17 protein-coding genes are annotated in these 19,942 nt (G+C 56.7%); 5 read left to right on the forward strand and 12 right to left on the reverse strand.

Features of this window, described 5'->3' with window-relative positions:
• Positions 1-36 precede the first annotated feature (36 nt).
• From CLR77_RS14060 to CLR77_RS14095, 8 genes are all read right to left on the reverse strand, one after another.
• Positions 37-1,977: an ATP-binding protein gene (locus CLR77_RS14060; RefSeq protein WP_097461296.1), complete on the reverse strand. Its 1,941-nt coding sequence runs from the start codon at positions 1,975-1,977 to the stop codon at positions 37-39.
• Complete coding sequence (locus tag CLR77_RS14065; protein ID WP_097461297.1) at positions 1,974-2,930, reverse strand: ABC transporter substrate-binding protein; 957 nt, start codon at positions 2,928-2,930, stop codon at positions 1,974-1,976. Before CLR77_RS14065 ends, CLR77_RS14060 begins: the two co-directional genes overlap by 4 nt.
• Before the next feature lie 9 nt (positions 2,931-2,939).
• Entirely contained in the window at positions 2,940-4,979 is a 2,040-nt protein-coding gene (locus CLR77_RS14070) for a TonB-dependent receptor plug domain-containing protein (RefSeq protein ID WP_158227204.1), read from the reverse strand.
• A gap of 420 nt (positions 4,980-5,399) precedes the next feature.
• Positions 5,400-6,929, reverse strand: a complete 1,530-nt coding sequence (locus CLR77_RS14075) for a DHA2 family efflux MFS transporter permease subunit (protein ID WP_097461299.1) — start codon at positions 6,927-6,929, stop codon at positions 5,400-5,402.
• Positions 6,930-6,939: 10 nt separating this feature from the next.
• On the reverse strand, positions 6,940-8,148 hold the full coding sequence (locus CLR77_RS14080; RefSeq protein ID WP_097461300.1) for an HlyD family secretion protein: 1,209 nt from the start codon (positions 8,146-8,148) through the stop codon (positions 6,940-6,942).
• A gap of 11 nt (positions 8,149-8,159) precedes the next feature.
• Positions 8,160-9,641, reverse strand: coding sequence for an efflux transporter outer membrane subunit (locus tag CLR77_RS14085; RefSeq protein WP_227519929.1), 1,482 nt, complete (start codon positions 9,639-9,641; stop codon positions 8,160-8,162).
• 1 nt (position 9,642) lies between these two features.
• Positions 9,643-10,131, reverse strand: coding sequence for a MarR family winged helix-turn-helix transcriptional regulator (locus CLR77_RS14090; protein ID WP_097461302.1), 489 nt, complete (start codon positions 10,129-10,131; stop codon positions 9,643-9,645).
• Between the two features lie 144 nt (positions 10,132-10,275).
• Positions 10,276-11,508 carry an SLC13 family permease gene (locus CLR77_RS14095; protein WP_227519942.1) on the reverse strand — a complete coding sequence of 411 codons (1,233 nt, stop codon included), beginning with the start codon at positions 11,506-11,508 and terminating at the stop codon, positions 10,276-10,278.
• A gap of 177 nt (positions 11,509-11,685) precedes the next feature.
• Between CLR77_RS14095 and CLR77_RS14100 the strand changes: the two genes are divergently transcribed.
• The gene (locus tag CLR77_RS14100) at positions 11,686-12,144 is read left to right on the forward strand and encodes a CBS domain-containing protein (protein ID WP_158227206.1); all 459 of its coding nucleotides are present in this window, start codon (positions 11,686-11,688) and stop codon (positions 12,142-12,144) included.
• A 31-nt stretch (positions 12,145-12,175) separates the two neighbouring features.
• Here CLR77_RS14100 and CLR77_RS14105 read toward each other — a convergent pair whose 3' ends face one another.
• Positions 12,176-12,661, reverse strand: coding sequence for an acyl-CoA thioesterase (locus CLR77_RS14105; RefSeq protein WP_097461305.1), 486 nt, complete (start codon positions 12,659-12,661; stop codon positions 12,176-12,178).
• A gap of 156 nt (positions 12,662-12,817) precedes the next feature.
• On the opposite strand from CLR77_RS14105, the gene CLR77_RS14110 reads away from it, so the two are divergent.
• Together CLR77_RS14110 and CLR77_RS14115 are read left to right on the forward strand one after the other, a co-directional pair.
• The gene (locus tag CLR77_RS14110) at positions 12,818-13,984 is read left to right on the forward strand and encodes a 1-acyl-sn-glycerol-3-phosphate acyltransferase (RefSeq protein WP_097461306.1); all 1,167 of its coding nucleotides are present in this window, start codon (positions 12,818-12,820) and stop codon (positions 13,982-13,984) included.
• 166 nt (positions 13,985-14,150) lie between these two features.
• Complete coding sequence (locus CLR77_RS14115) at positions 14,151-14,306, forward strand: DUF1127 domain-containing protein (protein ID WP_097461307.1); 156 nt, start codon at positions 14,151-14,153, stop codon at positions 14,304-14,306.
• A gap of 93 nt (positions 14,307-14,399) precedes the next feature.
• Here the strand turns inward: CLR77_RS14115 and CLR77_RS14120 are convergent, their stop codons facing one another.
• Positions 14,400-14,765 (reverse strand): hypothetical protein, encoded by a 366-nt coding sequence (locus tag CLR77_RS14120; RefSeq protein WP_097461308.1) that lies wholly within the window; start codon positions 14,763-14,765, stop codon positions 14,400-14,402.
• A 223-nt stretch (positions 14,766-14,988) separates the two neighbouring features.
• On the opposite strand from CLR77_RS14120, the gene CLR77_RS14125 reads away from it, so the two are divergent.
• Together CLR77_RS14125 and CLR77_RS14130 are read left to right on the forward strand one after the other, a co-directional pair.
• Positions 14,989-16,155, forward strand: coding sequence for a patatin-like phospholipase family protein (locus tag CLR77_RS14125; protein ID WP_227519930.1), 1,167 nt, complete (start codon positions 14,989-14,991; stop codon positions 16,153-16,155).
• A 251-nt stretch (positions 16,156-16,406) separates the two neighbouring features.
• Entirely contained in the window at positions 16,407-17,258 is an 852-nt protein-coding gene (locus CLR77_RS14130) for a ferritin-like domain-containing protein (protein ID WP_097461309.1), read from the forward strand.
• A gap of 17 nt (positions 17,259-17,275) precedes the next feature.
• Here CLR77_RS14130 and CLR77_RS14135 read toward each other — a convergent pair whose 3' ends face one another.
• Complete coding sequence (locus CLR77_RS14135) at positions 17,276-18,142, reverse strand: SDR family NAD(P)-dependent oxidoreductase (protein WP_097461310.1); 867 nt, start codon at positions 18,140-18,142, stop codon at positions 17,276-17,278.
• Positions 18,139-19,716, reverse strand: coding sequence for a flavin-containing monooxygenase (locus CLR77_RS14140; protein ID WP_097461311.1), 1,578 nt, complete (start codon positions 19,714-19,716; stop codon positions 18,139-18,141). Before CLR77_RS14140 ends, CLR77_RS14135 begins: the two co-directional genes overlap by 4 nt.
• Positions 19,717-19,942: the final 226 nt, after the last annotated feature.

Here is a 19,942-nt window from a genome sequence, read left to right on the forward strand (position 1 = left end):
CAGGGCGCTGGAGGCGTCAGGTAACACCTTGTTTCCCTAGACATTGATCCAGCGTTTCAGGGACTCGCGCAACTTTTCCTTGCGTACCGGCTTGGCCAGGTAGTCGTTCATCCCGACGTTGCGGCAGCTTTCCTCAGTATCCGGCAAGGCATCGGCGGTCATGGCGATGATCGGCGTCGGCGCCCGCTGGCTTTTATGCTCCCATTCACGAATGTGTCGGGTCGCTTCCCAGCCATCCATCGTCGGCATCTGGCAGTCCATCAGGATGACGGAGTATGGTGGATCGGCCTGCATGACCCGCTCTACCGCCTCCGCGCCATTATCGGCACACTCCACCGCGAACCCGAGACGCTGAAGCATGGCGGCGGCAACGCGTTGGTTCACCGCGTTATCCTCAACGATGAGGGCGTGCCGGCTGCTCGTGCCAGGAGGTATTTCGGGGAATGTATCGTTGGGTTCCGCAGCGGCTTTACGTTCCACCGTCTGGTCGATCTCAAGCGGGATCGTGAAGCGGAAGGCGCTGCCACAGGCGAGAGCGCTGTCCACCGTAATGTGCCCCCCCATCAGTTCGATCAGTCTTTGCACCAGCGGTAAACCGATCCCAGTCCCGCCATAACGACGGGAAGAAGAGGTATCGAGCTGTTCGAAGGCGTTGAACATTTCCTGCATCCGCTCCATGGGGATACCGATGCCGGTATCCTGGATTTCGCAGCTCAGGAACACGCTGTCGTAGGTATTGGGAATCCATTGTGCCGTCACCGTGATGGTGCCTTCGTCGGTGAATTTGATGGCATTCTCCAGCAGGTTCGCCATTACCTGCCGTAGCCTGCCAGGATCACCCAAGACCTGAGCCACCTGTGGCCAGCCCCCGAGTAAGCGGACATCCAGTTCGAGCTTCTTGCTGCGCACTTCGTGGCGGAAGGAGGCAATGCAATTCTCCAGAAGCTGCCGCAGATCGAAGGACTGGTGGTCGATGATCAGCTTGCCGCGTTCGATCCGGGAGAAGTCCAGGATGTCGCTGATGATGGTCAGCAGGTCTTCGGTGGAACGTACGGCTGTTGTCAGGTAGTCACGCTGGCGCGGCGAGAGCGCGTCGTCCTGCAGGAGTTGCAACATACCGAGTATGCCGTTGAGCGGTGTCCTGAGTTCATGGCTCATCAGCGTCAGGAACTCCGACTTTGCGTGGCTTGCCATTTCCGCCTTTTCGCGCGCCAGACGTGACTGCTCCAGCGTTTTTTCGGTATTGCTCTCGGCCTTGGCCAAATGATTGGCCATGGTCGATATGGCATTTTGGAGGTGATCCATTTCCACCGCCACGCGTATCGGTTCCGGTTCGAAGTGATATTGGCCCTGCTGAATGCGCTGCACCCGTTCTGCGAGTCTGGAAATGGGCGTGTTCAGGCGGTGCGCCATGCGATTGATGAACAGCAGTGTGAATGCCAGCATGAAGATGCCCAGCACCAGCGATGACCAGATAATTTCGGATCTTTCATGGGCCAGGGTGGCATCGGAGACGGTGACTTCGACCGTACCCAGGCTATAGCGACCGTTCCCATTCCCATAATCCGGCGCGAACCAGTCCAATTGGTCAGGTTCGGAGAGGTTCACCGGTTGCTGGGTGATTTGTGCCTTGAAGGTATGCTGGGTGCCGCTGGTGATGTCAGTATCTTTCGTCTTGACGTCACCCACGATCTTACCCAGAACGTCACGAACCCGGATGGACATAAGGTCGGAGCGGTTAAGCGTCTGTTCCAGCAGACTTTGCAGTGCATCATGATTGCCGGATACAACGGCATATTCGACCGCAGGCGCGAGGTTATCGGCGATAATCTGACCGTTACTGTAGAGCTGCTGGCGGGCGTCATTGATCCGCGCCGAGGTAAAAAATACCAGCAATATGACGAACATCGCCACGGCGGGGGCGGTACCCAGCACCAGGAGACGTTGATACAGCGTCCAACGAGTGGGGCGCTTCATGGCGACACCTCCGACGCCGCCTGCTTTTCCAACGCCTTGAGCTCCTTTTCAAGCGTGTCGGTGGGCGGAACGATAATATTGAGCGAGCGCGCTACCTGGCGGTTGACGTCTACGGCATAGCGGTCGGCGAAGGCCGCTGCCGGCAGCTTCCCGGTGCGTTGCCAGGTGCGAATCATGTCAGCGGCCTGCGCCGCGAAATCCGGAATTGTTGTATAGGTCGAGGCCAGCGCTCCGGCCCGCACATAGGCGCGCCCAGGCCCAATCAGCACCCGGCTCTGACGATAGGTTGTCAGCAGGATGTGTTTGATGGTGGCCCGGTTGTAGATTTTCGGATCGGGTGTCCCCAGGAGGAAATCGCCGTAAACAAGGGCCCGGTCAAGGGTTCGAACCAAATTGCGGATAGTGTCGACAGGAAAGGCCTGCATAGCCAGTCCTCGCTTGACGAGCCGGTTGCGCAGTTTTTCGAGATCGCCGCCGTAACCGGGGCTGGTCAGCAGCGAGATACGCTGGGCTTGAGGGAATATCAGGGTCCCAAGCAGGGCCTGCCGCAGCAGCGGTGGATCGTAAAAAATGGCACTGACGCGTGGCGCCTGATCATGCTGCAGTGTCTGGTACTGCTGTTGTGTGACGAACAGTGCCAGCACTGGCATTTTGTCGTCGACCTGGTTCAGTACGGCATTGAGTTCGGCAGGCCCCAGGGTGACGATGATGTGCTTGTCGCCATTGTTTGTATTGATTGGTGTGCCGCTGCGATAGGGAACGACCGTCGCGGTTCCCGTCAAGGCTTCGCCCAGGCTTTTAAAAACGGCCTGGTTGAGTTCGAGGTTGGACGACCCTGCAAGGTGCAAATAGAGGGTTTGCCCGTACAGCTGCGGACTGAACAGCAGCCAGGCCGCCAGCACGCAGCGTAAGATGCAACTCCCTATGATGGTGCCCTGCAAGGCTGCCGGCATAGCGTTCCTTTAAAACCGTGAGGATAATTGAACGAAGACCTGATTCTGGCCCTGATAGTTATTGTCTCGATACATGATGGGATCGGCGGTTACGTAGTGTTGAAGAATCCCGGCGATTTCCAGTGTCATCCTCGGCAAGTAAAAGGACTTTGCGATGCGTGTATCGATTCGCTGGTAAGGGAACGTGTTCAGGTCGAAATCGGCATAGTACGCCACTGAAGACGTAATGTTGTGATTGAATCGATGTATCCACGCGGCGCTACCGCTATTGCGAGCGGTCATTCGGTTCTGGAAGTCGATGTAACGGCCAGGCGCCAACGAGGTGCTGGTCAGCGTGCCGGTAAAGGAGCCTTTCTGATCGAGATAAGCGTAGCTCAGGCGGTAATAGTCTCGCCGGTACTCCATTGATGACTCCAGTTCGATACCCTGCTGACGGAGATTGACGTTATTCTGCAGGTCCCAATTACTGATATCGAAGCGGCCGCTGATGATATTGGTCAGGGTGTCGTGGAATAGCTTGATCTCGTTGGACCAGATGCCCCTGCCAACATTGAATTTGCCATAATAACTGACTTCGCGGGAGATGATCTGTTCAGGCTGCAGCCCGCCTGGCGCCTGGAATGATATGAGGGTGGCCGTCGTCTGCCCGTTGAGCGGGGGCGTGATATTTCGCGCCGTGTAACTCCAGTTGGCAGACTGCTCGAAGGCGTCCGGCGTTCTGTAGGCTTTGGAAAATATCAGCCGGATAGTCTGATTGTCGGCAAAGGGAAAGTTGATGGCGTAACGCGGTTGGAAAAAGGTGCCGTTAACGCTGTCATGCTCCCACATCGCGCCGACATTGGTCGTCAGCCAGTCAAGAGGCGAATATTCGACATTGGTGAACAGGCTGGACAGAAACTTCTCACCGGAGCCGCTGAAGAAGGTTTCCGAATCGTAGCTGTCCTTGCGATAACTCACGCCTGACACGAAGCGCAGCTGGCTGGAGGGGCTATAGGTATCCTGAAGCTCGATATTGGCGCGGGCTTCGCTCTTGTTCTGGTTGGCGTCGCCGCAGATGGGAATGTCGGGAAGGGAACTGTCTATCGCGCTGAGGCTGAGACAACTCCGCCATTCCTGTGTCTGACGCTGTGTCTGGTAATAGGCCTGGAGGGAATAACTGTGATGCTGGTTCAGGGTTTGCGACCATTTCAACTGGCCGAAATAGTTTTCCTTGTATTTATTGGGTGCGGTTACGACGCCCAAACCCCGATACTGGTAGGGGTCTTCATCTTCCCGGGCCCGGGTGGCACCGGCGTTTAGCGCCAGAGAGCGGGTGTTGTCGACCTGGAATATGGAGTTGTAGGTTAGTGTGTCGACGTTATAGGCATCATTGAACGGCACACGGGCTTCAGTGTCAGACTGCTTGACATAGCGCCAGTCGAAGCCGTCGCTCACATTCTTCAGGTAGGTTATCCGGTAATCGTATTGGCCGACATGTTGGCCAACCCTTGCTTCATAATGACCGAAACCCTTGCTGCCGGACATGGCATCCAGCCTGACGCCATTGGTGTCCTGGGGGGACTTGGTAATGATGTTGATAACGGCCAGGAAGGCATTGATGCCATAGGTGGCAGCGTCCGGTCCACGTGTGACTTCGATGCGCTGGATATCCTGCAGCGCAACCGGCATGGTATGCCAGTCGACTTCGGCGAGGTCCACGTTGTAGGTAGCGCGTCCGTCGATGAGTACCTGCAGGCGCCGTTGGTCGTCTGCCACGGTTCCATGGTAGCTAACCACGGCATTATTGCTCTTGCTGTAGCCTACGGTCATGCCGGGAACGAGCCGGAAAACGTCCCAGAGCGTATTGATTCCCAATTCCTGGATGAGGTCGCCGGGAATGATCGTCACAGATGCAGGTACCTTGGTTTTCGGCTGGCGTAGACGGGTTGCGGTCAACACATCCGGGAGTTGGGCATCGTAAAGGTCGTTCGGCAGGTCGCCTGGCATGTAGTTGTCTGTCACCGGCACCGTTGAATCCTTCGCGGCCGGTTGCGCAGCATCACTTGTCATGGTTTCTGCACGAGCCGTGTTCGTAAGCGTCATCGAGCCCCCCAAAAGGGCCAGCAGCGCGTAGCAATAGCTTTTCATCGTTTTCGTTCTTTTTTGCCGAGCGGGCTCCCGGAAACTTGGCGTTTATGCCGGGGAAACCCGGATATTTTTATTTATGTCCCCATGTGGCGCCCTATATCGAATGACACCCCGATGGTTTTTTACGCTCAGGCCCCCTCCCTGTATCGTAAACCCGCGCCATGGAATCCCTTTCACGTATCAGGAAAGGCCCCGGCGAGTTACGCGACTGAACGTAAGAATCATATTGAATCGCAGGTCCAATGTCTTGGTTTTTACGGACGAAAGTCAGGGAAGGAAAAAGGACCGGACCTCAAGGGCAGGAGAGGTCCGGCAAAAGGGGTATTGCAGGGAGAGTGGCCCTCAATGGGCCGAGGAGGGGCCGGCGGAGCGGCCCGCGAAGGGCGGTTTGGCCAACCAGATTACGGCTATCAGGACGACAAAGAGCCAGCCCAGCAGCGTGAAAATATCCAGCGTCGACATCATCAATGCCTGACCGTTGACCATGTTATTGAGCATGGCCGCCCCCTGTTGGGTCGAAGTGGCATGGAGATTGTCGATGGCTGCGCGCGTGGTCGGGTCATACAGGCTCAGGTGCTCGCTTAGATAGGCGTGATGCATCGTCGTGCGCCGGGTCCACAGCCATGTGGTCAGCGAGGCAGCGAAGCTGCCGCCGAGGTTTCGCAGGAAGGTGGATAATCCCGATCCGTCGGCGATTTCGTTGGGCGGTAGGTCCGACAGCAGGATGGACAGTACCGGCATGAAAAACAGAGCCACGCCAAGCCCCATCATAAGCTGGACCTCGGCGACATAGGCGAATGTCACCTGATCGTTGAAACCAGCGCGCATGAAACAGGTTATTGCCATGGCCGTAAATGAGAGTCCTGCCAGCACTCGAAGATCGAAGCGGAAGGCATGTCGGCCAATGACGGGCGCGAGAAAGACAGGAATGATCCCCATCGGCGCGGTGGCTAAGCCGGCCCAGGACGCCGTGTATCCCATTTGGCGCTGCAACCACTGTGGCAGTAGCAGGTTAATGCTGAAAAAGGCCGCATAACCCCCAATCAGGGCCAGGGTGCCCGCTGTGAAATTCCTGTGGCGAAACAGCCGAAGGTTCACTATCGGGTGTCGGTCGGTGAACTCCCAGATGACAAAGAAAACCAGCGAGACTACAGCGATAGCGGTACCGCCGAGAATGAAATTTGACTCGAACCAGTCCATTTCATTGCCCTTGTCCAAGACCACCTGAAGCATGCCGACACCGATCACCAGCGTTATCAGACCGATATAGTCCATCGGGGCCCTGGTCAGGGTTTCAGGGCGACCCCGCATCTGCTGGAAGACCACTGAACAGGCGAAAATGCCGATAGGCACGTTGATGAAGAAGATCCAGGGCCAACTGTAGTCATCCGTCAGCCAGCCACCGAGAATGGGGCCTGCAATGGGTGCGACGACGGTCACCATCGCCAGTAGGGCGAGTGCCATACCGCGCTTTTGTGGCGGATAGATCGAAATCAGCAACGCTTGAGTGATCGGATACATCGGGCCGGCGACAAAGCCCTGGATTGCCCGGAACGTCACCAGCATTCCCATCGATTGGGATATGCCGCAAAGTAACGAGGCCAGCGAAAAGAGCAGTGTCGCGGCGATGAATAATTTGACCTCACCGAACCGGCGGCCGAGCCAACCGGTCAGGGGAAGGGCAATGGCATTACTGACCGCAAACGATGTAATCACCCAGGTTCCCTGGTTTGCGCTCACGCCCAGGTTGCCGGCAATCGTCGGCAAGGACACGTTGGCAATGGTCGTGTCGAGGACCTGCATGAACGTGGCCAGCGAAAGACCGATGGTACTGAGTACCAGGCTGGGCGGCCGGAAGGGTGTGTCCGACATGGAGGGTCCCCTAACGCGTTGCTTGCGCGTGAGTAATGCGGGCTACCGCTGTGGTGTTGTTGGCCTGCAAAACCCGATCGATCAGGGCTTGGGCATCCGCCATTTGGCGCTGATAGACAGCGGTTTCCAGCACGGGCCTGGTCGGCGCCGTTTGCGCGAGCATCGGACCCTTTTGATCATGAAGGTTGACGGAAACCGTCATGGAGAGCCCAACCCTCAGCGGATGTTTTTGCAGCTGCTCCGGGTCCAGCTTGATGCGAACAGGAACCCTTTGAACGATCTTGATCCAGTTGCCGGTGGCATTCTGGGCCGGTAGCAGCGAGAAGGCGCTGCCAGTGCCGACACCGAGGCTTTCGACGGTCCCGTGATAAGGTACATCGCTTCCGTACAGGTCTGACTCCAGGGTAACCGGCTGCCCCAACCGCATCTCCTTCAACTGGGTTTCCTTGAAATTCGCATCGACCCAGACTTGTTGCAGCGGTACCACGGCCATCAATGGTGTGCCCGGTTGCACGCGTTGTCCCACCTGTACCGTCCGTTTTGCAATGTATCCGGTGACCGGTGCCACAATGGTGCTGCGCACATCATTCAGGTAAGCCTGTCTCAACTGCGCTTCCGCGTCTTTCACCTCCGGGTTGGAAGCGACAGTGGTGTCGTCGATCAATGCCTTGCTGCTGTTCAACTGCTGACGGGCCCGGGCCAGGGCGCTGCGGGCCGCCGCCAGGGCATCGCGGGCATGGGCGAGCTCCTCGCTGGAGATAGCGCCACTTTGGGCAAGATCGCGGCGGCGATTAAAATCGGATTGGGTGCGCTGAAGCGCCACCTGGCGGGCGCTCACTTCGGCACGATAACTGTCGACGGTCGCGAACAGGCCCCGGACTTTGCGGACGGTGTGAGCAAGCCGGGCCTCAGCCTGTTGCAGCGTGATATCGGCATCGCTCGGATCGAATTTCACCAGCACCTGACCAGCATGGACCAAATCGCCGTCATCCGCGCCGATACTGACAACGGTGCCGGTCGTTTGCGGTGTGATCTGCACAATATTGCCGTCGACATAGGCGTCGTCCGTTCCTTCGTACCAGCGGCCGTATAACAGATACCAGGTGGTAGCTGATGCCAACGCGACCAGGACTACCAGGAGCAGGATCAGGAGCATGCGCCGGCGGGGGGTATTGCCGCCAGTTTCAGTGGCAGCCTCATTCGATGCGTTGTTGCTCATAGAGACTCCTTTTAATCGGCTTGTAACGTGTTAAGGGCGATGCCGGCTTGGCGATGGGTGTTCGCCGAAGTATCGTTATGGGGTTTGAAACCCCCGCCCAGTGCTTGCACCAGTCTTAGGGATGCGTCGATCTGTTCGGACTTCAGGGTCGCAAGGAGTTTGTCCGCCTGAAGTAATTGCTGTTCCACGCTAAGCGCCTGCAGGTAGCTGCCGATACCGGAGCCGTAACGCTGCATGGCGAGGTCGTAAGATGATTTGGCGATGTCCCGTGCGCGCTGCTGCGCCTGGACTCGCGATTTCAAGGCGCGGAGCGACTGCAGACTGTCTCCGACCTGTGACAGGGCATTGATCAGAACCTGGTTATATCGTGCGACGGCGAGGTCGTAGTCCGCGTCGCGACCGGCGAGGTTGGCTCTGAGACGTCCGCCATCGAACAATGGCAGGGAAAGCGCCGGAGTCACGTTATAGAAGCGGGCCGGTGCAGAGAGTAGGTCGCTCGTCTGCATCGATGTGAGTCCAAGCCCCGCGCTCAGGTCGATATTTGGGTAGAACCGGGTTTTGGCGACCTTGATATCTTTTGCAGCAGATTCGACACGCAGTCTGGCGGCAACGACATCGGGTCGATGGCCAAGGAGGTCGGCCGGCAAGGTCGAGGGGAGCGTCAAACTGTGTGGTCGCAGCAGGCGTGGGCGATCAATCTCAATCCCACGGTCCGGACCTTTGCCGAGCAGCGCGGCCAGGCTGATACGGATGCTGTTGATGGACTGCTGTGCAGCGGTAACCTGCTGCTGTGCGCCTGCGACCAGACTTTCCGTCTGCTCGTACTCCACCTTACTGTCGAGCCCGGAGTTCCAGCGGTGCTCGCTGAGCTGCGCCATGTGCTGCGTCCGATGCAGCTCGTCGCGCGCCAAGTCGCGTTGCACATACGCATACCCGAGACTGGAGTAAGCCTGCACGATCTCGGCCGACAACGTTAATCGAGCAGCCTGTCTGTCGACCTGGGCGGCTTGGGCGCGACCGACGGCGGCCTCCCAGGCGGCCTTTTGACCGCCCCAAAGATCAAAACCATAAGTAAAATCGAGACCCAGGCTCTTTTGCGCAATGTAGCGGTTGCCGTACATCGGATCGATATCGAGCGGTTGGCGTCTGCCCTGATAACGGGCGGAAGCATCCAGGCGGGGCTGCCGGTCAGCATCGTAAACTGAGGCGGCCGCCAGTGCCTGCTGCATGCGGGCGTTGGCTACCTGCAGGCTAGGGTTACCCTGGAGGGCCTGGGTGACCAAATCATCCAACTGGGCATCCTTAAAGCCTTTCCACCAATCGGCGTCAGGCCAGGCGTTCTGGCTCAGCGCAACGTCCGAGAGCGTCTGAGTCGCCTTTAGCTCGGAGGCCTTCAGCGTCTTGCCGGTGGGGTGCAGGTTATCCATGCTGGCGCAGCCGCTAAGAGCAGTAGCGGTCGCCGCCAGCGTAAGGGCGATCAGGCGTGGACTCACTTCAGTCTTCCTCTCGCGTGCCAAATGGCGGGTTGGATTGACCGGCGGCGTTGACGATTTTCCACAGAATACGTTCGAGACTTGCGAACTCTTCCGGACTGATCGGTTCGAAGAGTTCATTCAGCGCATCGACGGCCATATTCGGAATACGGTCGGCAACCTTATGGCCTTCCTCCGTCAGGTCAACACGAACCACACGGCGGTCGGTGGGGCAGCGTCGGCGTTCAATCAGCCCCTTTTTTTCAAGGCGGTCGAGCATGCGGGTCATCGCGCCGCTGTCGAGCCCCAGTTCCCGGCAGAATTCAGCCGGCGTTTCCATCTTGCCGTAGACCATGCTGATGAAAACCTTGAATTGGGCCGGTGTGATATCGAGTGGCATCAGGTGCTTTTCGAGAACCCGGTCCTTGATATGTGCCATGGCGGAAATTAGGTAGCCGATAGATTTCCGGTAGGGAAATTCCTCGCCGTACTGAAAATGTTTGAATTTCATCTCAACTCCGATTTGCCTGCCTAGGCAGTAAGCGCTTGAGCAGGATATTAATCTGCCTAGGCAGGGATAGACAACCGGAATTGTGCTTTAGGTATGTAGGTATTTCCCCTTACAGGGGGACGAAAGGGACAGTGGAACCAAGGTTCAATGGGCTTGCAGATACAGCAGCAATGATGTTGCCATTGCACCGAAAAGCCAGGCGATGAGCGAATAGCGATGGAAGAGAAGCCATAGCCCTGGTGAAGAGACCTGCCGCAATGCTATGAGATTGGCCAGGGACCCTATAGCCAGACCGAATCCTCCAACATTGACTCCGTAGGCAAGAGCAGACCACTGCTGCGTGAATCCAGCCAGCGTGATGGTAGCGGGCACGTTACTGATGACCTGGGACCCGAATGCGGCTGCCCAGAAACTGCCCTGCACCGAATTCAGCGGCAGCATGTGCAGGAAGTGGTTGATGAACGGCAATTGTGCGAGCCCCCGGAAGTCGATAAACATCAGGATAAAGGCGAAGACCAGCCCCCAATCCAACGTCGAGAGTATCCGGCGACCGCTGATGGCCGAAAGCACCATGACCGCAGCCAATACCAACGTGAGTCCGGAGAAGGTGTGGTTGGTGTCCATTGCTGTGATAAATGCGATATAGAGTGCACCGCCTGACGCGATCAACATTTTTGAACGCTGCTCAGGATCGGGGGATTCCTCTATCTCGAGTCGTCGCGAAGAAAACGCAACAAAGGCCAGACCAACCACGATCCCCATCATCAAGAGGGAGGCAGGTGCCATGCGTAAAGAGAATTCCAACAGGGAGTCGCCGGATACTCTCCAGAGGAAAAGGTTTTGAGGGTTACCGATAGCGGTGATGCTCGACCCCGCGTTCACGGCCAGCGCTTCAAAGATAACCAGTCGTGCGACCGGCAGGGAAGAGTGGCGGGCTGCACTGAGCGTCAGGGGCACGATGATAAAGAGGGCAACGTCGTTGGTGATCCAGGCCGACAGCACAGCCGACAGGAGTATCAGCGTCAGCGCCAATCGCCGCTCGGTATGGCAGTGGTAAAGCATATGGCGCGCCCCAATGGCGAGATAGCCGCTCAGTTCCAGCGTTTTCGCCGGCGCCAGCAAACCACAAATGGCGCCGACCGTTTTCCATTCAACGAGATCTTTCACCTGCCCGATCAGCGTCGGCTCGAGGACAACGAGGAAGAGCGCTAGGAATAGCAATACCTGTACCCAGCGATCCGTAACGATCCGGTCGACGACCATCAGTAATCGAGACCTGTCGTTGGCCCGGATATCCGGCATAAAAGTGGCTCCAGGAGTGTTCTTGGCGATAACGATGTAACTCGCCGGGCGGCTGTGCCAGCGGCGGCGGAACATCTTCAAGTACATTCCTTTTGACGTCAATGTTGACCGGCATCAAGACGGTGCTCAGGGTGCGGGCATAGATTCAGAATGAGAGCGTGTGGAATGATCCGACCGGAGGGCCGCAGGAGCATGGTGTCCTCGGTCAGTGAATACCGACAAGAAGGATCTGTCTCATTAAGGGGTGTCGCCATGAAAATCGATGACGTCTGTAACCGTCATGTGATCGCAGTGAATCAGGGGGCCAGTCTCCAGGAGGCCGTGAAACTGATGCGGCAGTATCATGTAGGCGTACTGGTGGTCGTCCGTGAGGAGAGTGGCCAGCGTTTTCCGGTAGGCATGATCACCGACCGGGACATTCTTATGCGGGTACTGGGCGAGGAACTCTCACTCGATGAAGTTGATGTGGCCGATGTCATGTCCAGCGAACTGGTGTTGGGGCATGTTGGAGACTCTGTGTCCCATAGCATACGCTGGATGCGGGAAAACGGCGTAAGGCGTTTGCCGGTGGTGAATGATAACGATGAGCTTATCGGCATCCTCAGTGTTGACGATCTCATCGATGTGATCGCCGGCGAGCTGTCTGATCTGGCCGGCCTGATCCGCCGTGAACAGATTGAAGAACGCCGGCGGACGATTTCCACACCCTAGGATAGGCCAGCAATCGCTTTGGTGATTCGGCTTATTCGGCCAGAAAGGCGTTCATTTCCTGGTTGATCGACTGTCTCAGTGCCATAAGCTTTTGGGCGTATTGGTGTAATTCGATATCTTCCTCGGTCTCAGGCTCCCATTTGGGCACGGTAATAGGGTTGCCGCTGTCGTCGACTGCCACGAAAACCACGATGCAGTGAGTCGTGCGATGGCGCTCCCGGGACTGGGGATCGGCGGCATGGACGTCGACGGCGATCTGCATACTGGTCTTGCCCGTGTAGACGATCTTGGCATCGATATCGACCACTTCGCCAATACGTATCGGTCGAAAAAAGCGGATACCACCCACGTAAACAGTTACGCAGTAGCGCCCACTCCAGCCCGCTGCGCAGGTGTAGCCTGCCTGGTCGATCCATTTCATCACGGCACCGCCATGGACTTTCCCGCCAAAATTCACGTCGCCGGGTTCAGCGAGGAAACGGAGCGTTATCTTTCGCTGCATCGAAGGTTCTGTCATAAGGTTTTCCTTCATATCCGCTGAGTTGGGGACAAGTTCATTTACAATATCGGGTATGGCCGGAGCCAAAGCGAGTCTTTGCTCCGGCATCCAATGGTTTTCTTTGGGGCGCAGTACGGTTAGTCTTTGCCGTCCGCTTTGTAACGAACAGGTATTATGGATCCATTTGCAGAGATACGACCCTACCAGGACGATGAAGTTCGTCCGGTGCTGGATCGCTTATTGACCGATAATCACTTTCTCGACCTTATGGGCCGTTTCCGGGTTCCTCGGTTGAGTCGTTGGTTTCCGTTTCTTATCCGCCCTCTGGTAAGACACAGGATGGCTCGCGAGATTCGTGACGTCCATTGCGTTGACGATTTGCAGCAGGTTATTGCCCGCTATGTCGACCATGCAGTGGAGCACACGACCAGCGGCTTGACCCACAGCGGCCTGGAGCAGCTCTCGCCGAACCGGGCTTACCTGTTTGTGTCCAATCACAGGGATATCGTGTTCGATCCCACGGTGGTCAACTATATGCTCTGGCACAATGGCTTTGGGACATCTCGCATTGCCATTGGCGACAATCTCCTCAAAAATCCGTTGTTTGCCGAGATGATGCGGCTCAACAAAAGTTTTGTGGTGAAGCGTAACCTCACCAGCCCGCGGGAAATGCGCGACGTTTATTCGACGCTTTCGGCTTTCGTCAATCACTCGATCGAAGAAGGGCATTCCATCTGGATTGCCCAGCGTGAGGGTCGGGCCAAAGACGGTATCGATGCGACGGATCCCGCTATTATCAAAATGTTCTACATGAGCCAGAAAACCTCCGGGGACGCCTTTCAGGATGTCATACGGCGACTGAGTATTGTCCCGGTTTCCATTGCTTATGAATACGATCCTTGTGATATCGCCAAGGCTTGGGAGCTGGAAGAGAGAGGGCGGACGGGTGCTTACGTCAAGACCGATACCGAGGACAGCGAACACATTATCCGGGGAATTACAGGTTTCAAGGGGCGAGTCCATGTAGGCTTTGGTGCACCTTTGACGGGGGAATACGAAAATGCCAAGGCGGTGGCCCAAGCCATCGATACGGCTATTCTGGACGCCTACAAGCTGTTCCCCACTCACCACCTGGCCTATGAGCGTCTGCGGGAAATTCAGCCTGAAAAGGGGTATCCGGTCCTTTCCTGGGATGAAAATCAGGCAGGTGTCGAACCGGCTCGACGCTGGTTGGAGGGGCATCTGGCGCAATGTCCGGAAGCGCTCCATCCGTACCTGCTGGGCATGTACGCAAATCCGGTAATTCGCAAGTACGGTATCGAGGTCGCTGAAACCCAATAACCTGTTAATAAACAAAATTTTGAGGTGTTTATCTAAGGTAATTTGGAAGTGAGTAGCGGGAACTACCTAATAGGTACTTCCGGCAACTGTCAAGGGGTTTTTTCGTGCATATAATTAGCACATCAATTAATCCAAATGACATTCACTTTACCAAGAGGTAATCACCATGTTTCAGAAACTCGTAAAAACCACTAACAGCTGGCAACGTCGCAGAAGCGAACGCGCATCTCTGGCCACTATGGACGACCGCATGCTGCGTGATATCGGTATGGATCGTTTTCAGGCCGAGCGTGAAGCCCGCAAGCCGTTTTGGAAGAAATAAGCGTTATGACGGTTCTCCAGTGGGAGACGTCGCTAACGCCATCCATTCACTGAAAGGCCCTGATTGTCAGGGCCTTTTTTGTTGTCTTGCGGATCAGTTTACCGATAGGCGCTTTGCGCGACCGGCCAACGCTTCTCCCAGGCCGATAACGCCAATACCGAGCAATAGATGTACGACCTGGGTCAGCCAATGCATGGACCCGGTCAGGATCTGGACCTGCGCTCCACCAAAGACAAGTTCCACCAGCCCCCAGACAATAGCTACCCAAATCAGGCCACCTGTTACGCCCCGTCGCTTCGCCTGAAATGCAATGACCCACAGTGCCAGTACGGCAATGGAACCCATTGCCATGTGCAGGGGAGCGAGATGGAACAGGTGTCCGGTCCACAAGGCAATTCCCATGATGATGGCTATTAGCCAACACAGGCGAAGGGTCATCAGTGGTGCTTTAATGCTCATGAATGAGGTCTCCTGTCCTCGGTTTTCGTCTATACGATTGGGCTCAGCTTATGCGACATGGTGCGCCAAGTCGATGAGGGGCTTTGTCTTAGCCACAACGTTATGGAACTCGACGACGCTTGGCTCGTCATAGAACAAGGCTCCCGGCATCCGCTACACTGGTAGTCAGCGACCCCTGATTTTCATCTCGTCATCTTTTCCTTCCGACAATTAAGGTTAGGCCGTGCATATCGCCAATAGCGCACTGGGTAAGGCGGGTTTAGTGTTGACCGGCGGGGGCGCCCGTGCCGCCTACCAGGTGGGTGTGCTGCGAGCCGTCTCGGACCTGTTGCCAGACCTGAACGATCCTTTTCGAGTCATATGCGGCACCTCTGCCGGCGCCATCAATGCGGTGGCTTTGGCGGGAGGCGATGACATCTTCCGGCATAACGTGGGGCATCTTGAGCGACTTTGGGCGCGCCTGAAAATCGAGGATATATACCGGGCAGATGTCTTCGGCATGTCTCGCTGGATGACCGGGTTTGTCCGCGGCATTCTGCAGGGGCAGGGCGACGAGCCGGTGTCCTTGCTGGACAACCGGCCGCTACGGGCTTTCCTCGAAAAGGAAATGCATTTCGATGCCATCGCCAGATCCATTGACGAAGGCCGTCTCGATGCGATTGGGATCAATGCCTGCGCCTATACTGCAGGCCAGAACGTGTGCTTTTTCCAGGGGAAACCGGAGGTGGCGAGCTGGGATTTGGGACAACGGGTTGGGGCAAAGTGCCAGTTGACACTTGATCACGTTATGGCGTCTTCGGCCATTCCCACCATTTTTCCGCCGGTCAAGCTCAACCGGGAGTATTTTGGCGATGGTGTGACCCGGCAGATGGCTCACATCAGTCCGGCGCTGCACATGGGGGCCGATCGGGTACTGGTGATCGGGGTCAGTGCGAACCGGGTGAGCAAGCCGGTGCGCTTCAGCGCGAAAGAGCCGCCGTCGCTGGCGAAAGTGATGGAGCACGTTCTCAACGGTCTGTTTCTGGATACGATGGAATACGATATCGATCGCCTGATAACGATTAACCGCCTGGTTGACCTGATCCCTGAAGAAAAGCGGCAGGAAGCGGGACTGAATCTGCGGCCGGTGAAGTTGTTGGACATTTCCCCGAGTCGTCCGATCAACGAAATCGCCTCTCAGTACCTCGATGGCCTTCCGTTGATACTGCGTCGGCTCCTGGGGCGCAATCTGGAAAAAGGCGAGGGTGGCGCCAGCCTGGCGAGCTACCTGCTTTTCGATCACCGTTTCTGTCGGGACCTGATTGCGCTCGGCTATCAGGATGCCCAGGCCCAAGCCCACCAACTTGTTGAATTTCTCGATCCCCGGGCGTCTCAGGAGATATCCCTATAGGAGTTCGCCCGCGTCAATATCCCGGTTTTATTTAGGGGGGGCGGGAGATACAGTACTCGTATTCGGGATCGCATGTGATCCCGGTGGTGTCAGAGGTTTATCCGTAAACTCCAATAAGATTTTAATCGCATTGAGACAAGCGCATTGGAACGAGCCCCAGTTGAGTCGGCACCACGTGGCCGGCGATGCGTTATCGGAGGATGGGGCGAGGTGGGAGCCGTGTACCTAACCGCCAAAGGAGAATGTGCGTTATGCGTCTGGATTCCGCTTCCCGCTGGTCACTCGATGATATCCCTTACGACAAGATCGAGATTGGACTCGCCCGGCAAGACCCCTACCTTTTGTACCTGATTGCAGCGGCGTCCTTTGTAGAGATCACGTCTGACCTGTATTCCCGGAACCTGATTTCCTATTTCGAAACGCAACCGGCCTTGCAGCAATGGCTTCGCAGTCGTTGGGCCCCGGAAGAGGTGCAGCATGGTGAGGCCCTGAAACGATACGTCCTGACAGTCTGGCCGTCATTCGACTGGGAGTCGGCCTACGCAGACTTCTATCGGGAGTACATGCAGTTCTGTAAGCCGGAGCTGCTGGGGCCAACCCAGGCTCTGGAGCTGGTTGCACGCTGCGTGGTGGAAACGGGTACGGCAACCTTCTATACAGCACTGTCCCGCTTCACCCAGGAACCGGTCCTGGCTAAATTGGCCGACCTAATCCGGCAGGACGAGGTGCGACACTATCACCGTTTCTATCATGACTTTCTGGCGTTAGTCACGGCGGATGGCGTTGGCCGTCTCGCCGTCAGCAGGACGCTATGGGAGCGATTGGCTGAAGTCGATCAGGAAGATGCCTATTACGCGTTTAAACATGTCTTCCTTTCGGTCAATCCGGAGAAAACATTCGACAAGCGCCAGTACCAGGCATTTCGACGGCATTACGCGCCGCTCTTCCAACAATACTTTCCGTACCGGACAGCGGCGAATATGTTCGTTAAGCCGTTAAGGTTGAATCGTTCGGTACAACGCCTATCGACGCGAGGTCTGGCAACCGGAGCCGAGTGGGCGTTTCGGTTTTTGAGCCAAAAAGGATGGCTGCGCAGGGCCTAAGCCCTGCGCCTGATCGGTCAGGCCTTGGCGTGGCGCCGTGCGGAACGGCGCTGTGCCTGCATGGCGGCGGTGACCAGCCGTTGATAGGACGCGGGCAAGAGCCGCTGCATACGGTCAGCGATTCTAGCGTCGGCACCGATGAGCACGCGGCGATCATTGTGGCGCACCGCTTCGAGAATCACCTGGGCGGCTTTCTCCGGCGTAGTGCGGAACATTTTGGCGAAGTTGTCCCGGAGGTCGTCATCGCTCACGTCGTCACCGGCCACCTCATGGATACTCTTCGACATGCGGGCGTTGTGCGCGATATTGGTCTTGATCCCACCGGGGTGGACGCAGGTGGCGGAGACGCCGCACTGCATGATATCCAGTTCCTGGCGCAGCGACTCGGTGAATCCTCGCACGGCGAACTTCGTGGTGTTGTAGGCGCTCTGGGTCGGTTGGGCAAAGATACCGAAGATGCTGGAAATGTTGATCACATGACCGTCCCCGGTTTCCTTGAGGTAGGGCAGGAATGCCTTGGTTCCGTGAATCACACCCCAAAGATTGATACCGATAATCCACTCGTAGTCAGCGTAGTCGGAACCTTCCACGGTGCCGCCGTGTGCGACACCGGCGTTATTGAAGATCAGATTGACCTTGCCGTGATCCTTCTTGACCTGATCGGCCCAGGCATGGACCTGATCCCGGTTGGCGACATCCACCTTGGCGGTGGTTACCTTTACGCCCTTGGCCGACGCCAGTCGGGCAGTTTCGGCGAGACCGTTTTCATCCACATCGCTAAGGGCAAGCTGGCACTGCTGATCGGCCAGTGCCAACGCCAGGGCTCGGCCAATACCGGATGCGGCACCAGTGATGGCGGCGACTTTATGGTTGAAGGATTTCATGCGGAAGTACTCTCCCTGTGCTTTAGGGTAACGGGTTTACGGGTCTTGCGCGTCTTGGTCGTTTTTGTACGGCGGACCCGGGCTGACTCCAAACGGTAGGCATCGGCGTCGAAATGACGCGTCTGCTGCCGGAATTTCCAGGTAAAGTCTGGCCAAAGTGTCACATTTTTGCCACTAACCGGATGCAGATACCAGCTCTGGCAGCCCCCGATGTTCCACACAGTGCCGCCCAGCTTGCTCTGGATGCGGTTGTTGAAGCGCTTTTGCGCATCCTCACGGACTTCAATACTCCGCAATTCCTTTTTCCGCATCAGGCGCAGGGCGTCGGTGACATAGGCTATCTGTGACTCGATCATGTATACCATGGAGTTGTGACCGAGACCGGTATTGGGTCCCATGAGGAAAAACAGGTTGGGAAAGCCGGCGACACTGGTTCCCTTGTAGGCTTCGGGGCCCTCATTCCAGCTATCGAGAAGATCGGTGCCGCCCCGTCCAAAGACGGTTCCACGCGGTACCGGATCGGCAGCCTGGAAGCCGGTTCCGAAAATAATGGCATCCACCGGTCGTTCGGTTCCGTCTTCGGTGATTACGCTGTGATCGCGAATTTCGCGAATGCCAGCCGTAACGACATCGACGTTGTCCTTGGCCAGGGCCGGGTAGTAATCGTTGGAGATCAGGATACGTTTACATCCGATGGTATAGTCCGGCGTTACGGTACGGCGCAGCGCCGGGTCTTCGACCTGCTTGTGAATATGTCGTATGGCCAGCCGCTGGGCGAGCTTCATAATGCGCGGCGAGATGGAAAAGCCCAGTACGCGGCTTTCCAGCATCATGTAGATAAGGTTGCGGGCACCTTGCTGCAGCACTGGAAAACGTTTGAACAGGCGCTGCTCGGTGGCGCTGACCTCGCGGTCCGGTTTGGGCATGATCCAGGGGGCGGTACGCTGGTAGAGGTCAAGGTGGGCTACGTCAGGCTGGATCTTCGGCACGAACTGTATGGCCGACGCGCCGGTCCCGATTACTGCGACCCTTTTACCCTTCAGGTCATAGTCGTGATTCCATTGTTGGGAATGGAACATTTCGCCCTTGAAGGTTTCCAGTCCCTTGAGTTTCGGATAGGCGGGTGTGGACAGTCCACCCATGCCGGAGACCACGATAGTGGCTGTGCTCTTGTGACCCTGCGCATCTTCGATGTGCCAGAGGCTTTGGTCGTCGTCCCATTTCAGTGTGCGGATTTCGGTATTCAATCGAATGTGGGGGAGAAGATCGTACTTTTCCGCACAATGCTCCAGGTAACCGCGAATCTCCGGTTGTGGCGCAAACATACGGCTCCAGTTCGGATTGGGTTCGAAAGAGAAGGAATACAGGTGTGACTGCACATCGCAGGCGCACCCCGGATAATGGTTCACCCGCCAGGTTCCGCCAACGCCACCCTCCCGTTCATAGACGACGAAGTCGTTCTCACCGCTCTGCTTCAACTTGATGGCCATTCCCAAACCGGAAAAGCCGCTGCCGATAATGGCAATGTGATGGTGTGACGAGGCGCCACGGTGTTGTGATTGTTGGTTTGGCATAGACCATCTCCCTTACGAGAAGTGTCATCGGACAACGCGATATCCGTGAGAGTCCCTCGGCGAATACGGCATGTAGACATCTGTCTACCAATGTAGACGCTTGTATACTCGAGGGTCAATATGGTCTAGACTTCAATCATTAGTCATTTCATGCCAATGTGACGCCCGTCGCGGGTTTTGGGGTGTCAGATGGCCATCAATAATCCATCTTCTTCCGGCCGGGAAC

It is taken from the genome of Mangrovitalea sediminis (assembly GCF_002514725.1).
Taxonomy (GTDB): Bacteria; Pseudomonadota; Gammaproteobacteria; order Pseudomonadales; family Oleiphilaceae; genus Mangrovitalea; species Mangrovitalea sediminis.

What these genes read in the sequence shown, in the direction of transcription:
- CLR77_RS14095 (WP_227519942.1), bottom strand. Translation starts at nt 11,508, where the DNA reads ATGTTCCGCCGCCGCTGGCACAGCCGCCCGGCGAGTTACATCGTTATC.
- CLR77_RS14080 (WP_097461300.1), bottom strand. Translation starts at nt 8,148, where the DNA reads ATGAGCAACAACGCATCGAATGAGGCTGCCACTGAAACTGGCGGCAAT.
- CLR77_RS14135 (WP_097461310.1), bottom strand. Translation starts at nt 18,142, where the DNA reads ATGAAATCCTTCAACCATAAAGTCGCCGCCATCACTGGTGCCGCATCC.
- CLR77_RS14120 (WP_097461308.1), bottom strand. Translation starts at nt 14,765, where the DNA reads ATGAGCATTAAAGCACCACTGATGACCCTTCGCCTGTGTTGGCTAATA.
- CLR77_RS14065 (WP_097461297.1), bottom strand. Translation starts at nt 2,930, where the DNA reads ATGCCGGCAGCCTTGCAGGGCACCATCATAGGGAGTTGCATCTTACGC.
- CLR77_RS14075 (WP_097461299.1), bottom strand. Translation starts at nt 6,929, where the DNA reads ATGTCGGACACACCCTTCCGGCCGCCCAGCCTGGTACTCAGTACCATC.
- CLR77_RS14100 (WP_158227206.1), top strand. Translation starts at nt 11,686, where the DNA reads ATGAAAATCGATGACGTCTGTAACCGTCATGTGATCGCAGTGAATCAG.
- CLR77_RS14060 (WP_097461296.1), bottom strand. Translation starts at nt 1,977, where the DNA reads ATGAAGCGCCCCACTCGTTGGACGCTGTATCAACGTCTCCTGGTGCTG.
- CLR77_RS14110 (WP_097461306.1), top strand. Translation starts at nt 12,818, where the DNA reads ATGGATCCATTTGCAGAGATACGACCCTACCAGGACGATGAAGTTCGT.
- CLR77_RS14105 (WP_097461305.1), bottom strand. Translation starts at nt 12,661, where the DNA reads ATGACAGAACCTTCGATGCAGCGAAAGATAACGCTCCGTTTCCTCGCT.
- CLR77_RS14140 (WP_097461311.1), bottom strand. Translation starts at nt 19,716, where the DNA reads ATGCCAAACCAACAATCACAACACCGTGGCGCCTCGTCACACCATCAC.
- CLR77_RS14115 (WP_097461307.1), top strand. Translation starts at nt 14,151, where the DNA reads ATGTTTCAGAAACTCGTAAAAACCACTAACAGCTGGCAACGTCGCAGA.
- CLR77_RS14130 (WP_097461309.1), top strand. Translation starts at nt 16,407, where the DNA reads ATGCGTCTGGATTCCGCTTCCCGCTGGTCACTCGATGATATCCCTTAC.
- CLR77_RS14090 (WP_097461302.1), bottom strand. Translation starts at nt 10,131, where the DNA reads ATGAAATTCAAACATTTTCAGTACGGCGAGGAATTTCCCTACCGGAAA.
- CLR77_RS14070 (WP_158227204.1), bottom strand. Translation starts at nt 4,979, where the DNA reads ATGACAAGTGATGCTGCGCAACCGGCCGCGAAGGATTCAACGGTGCCG.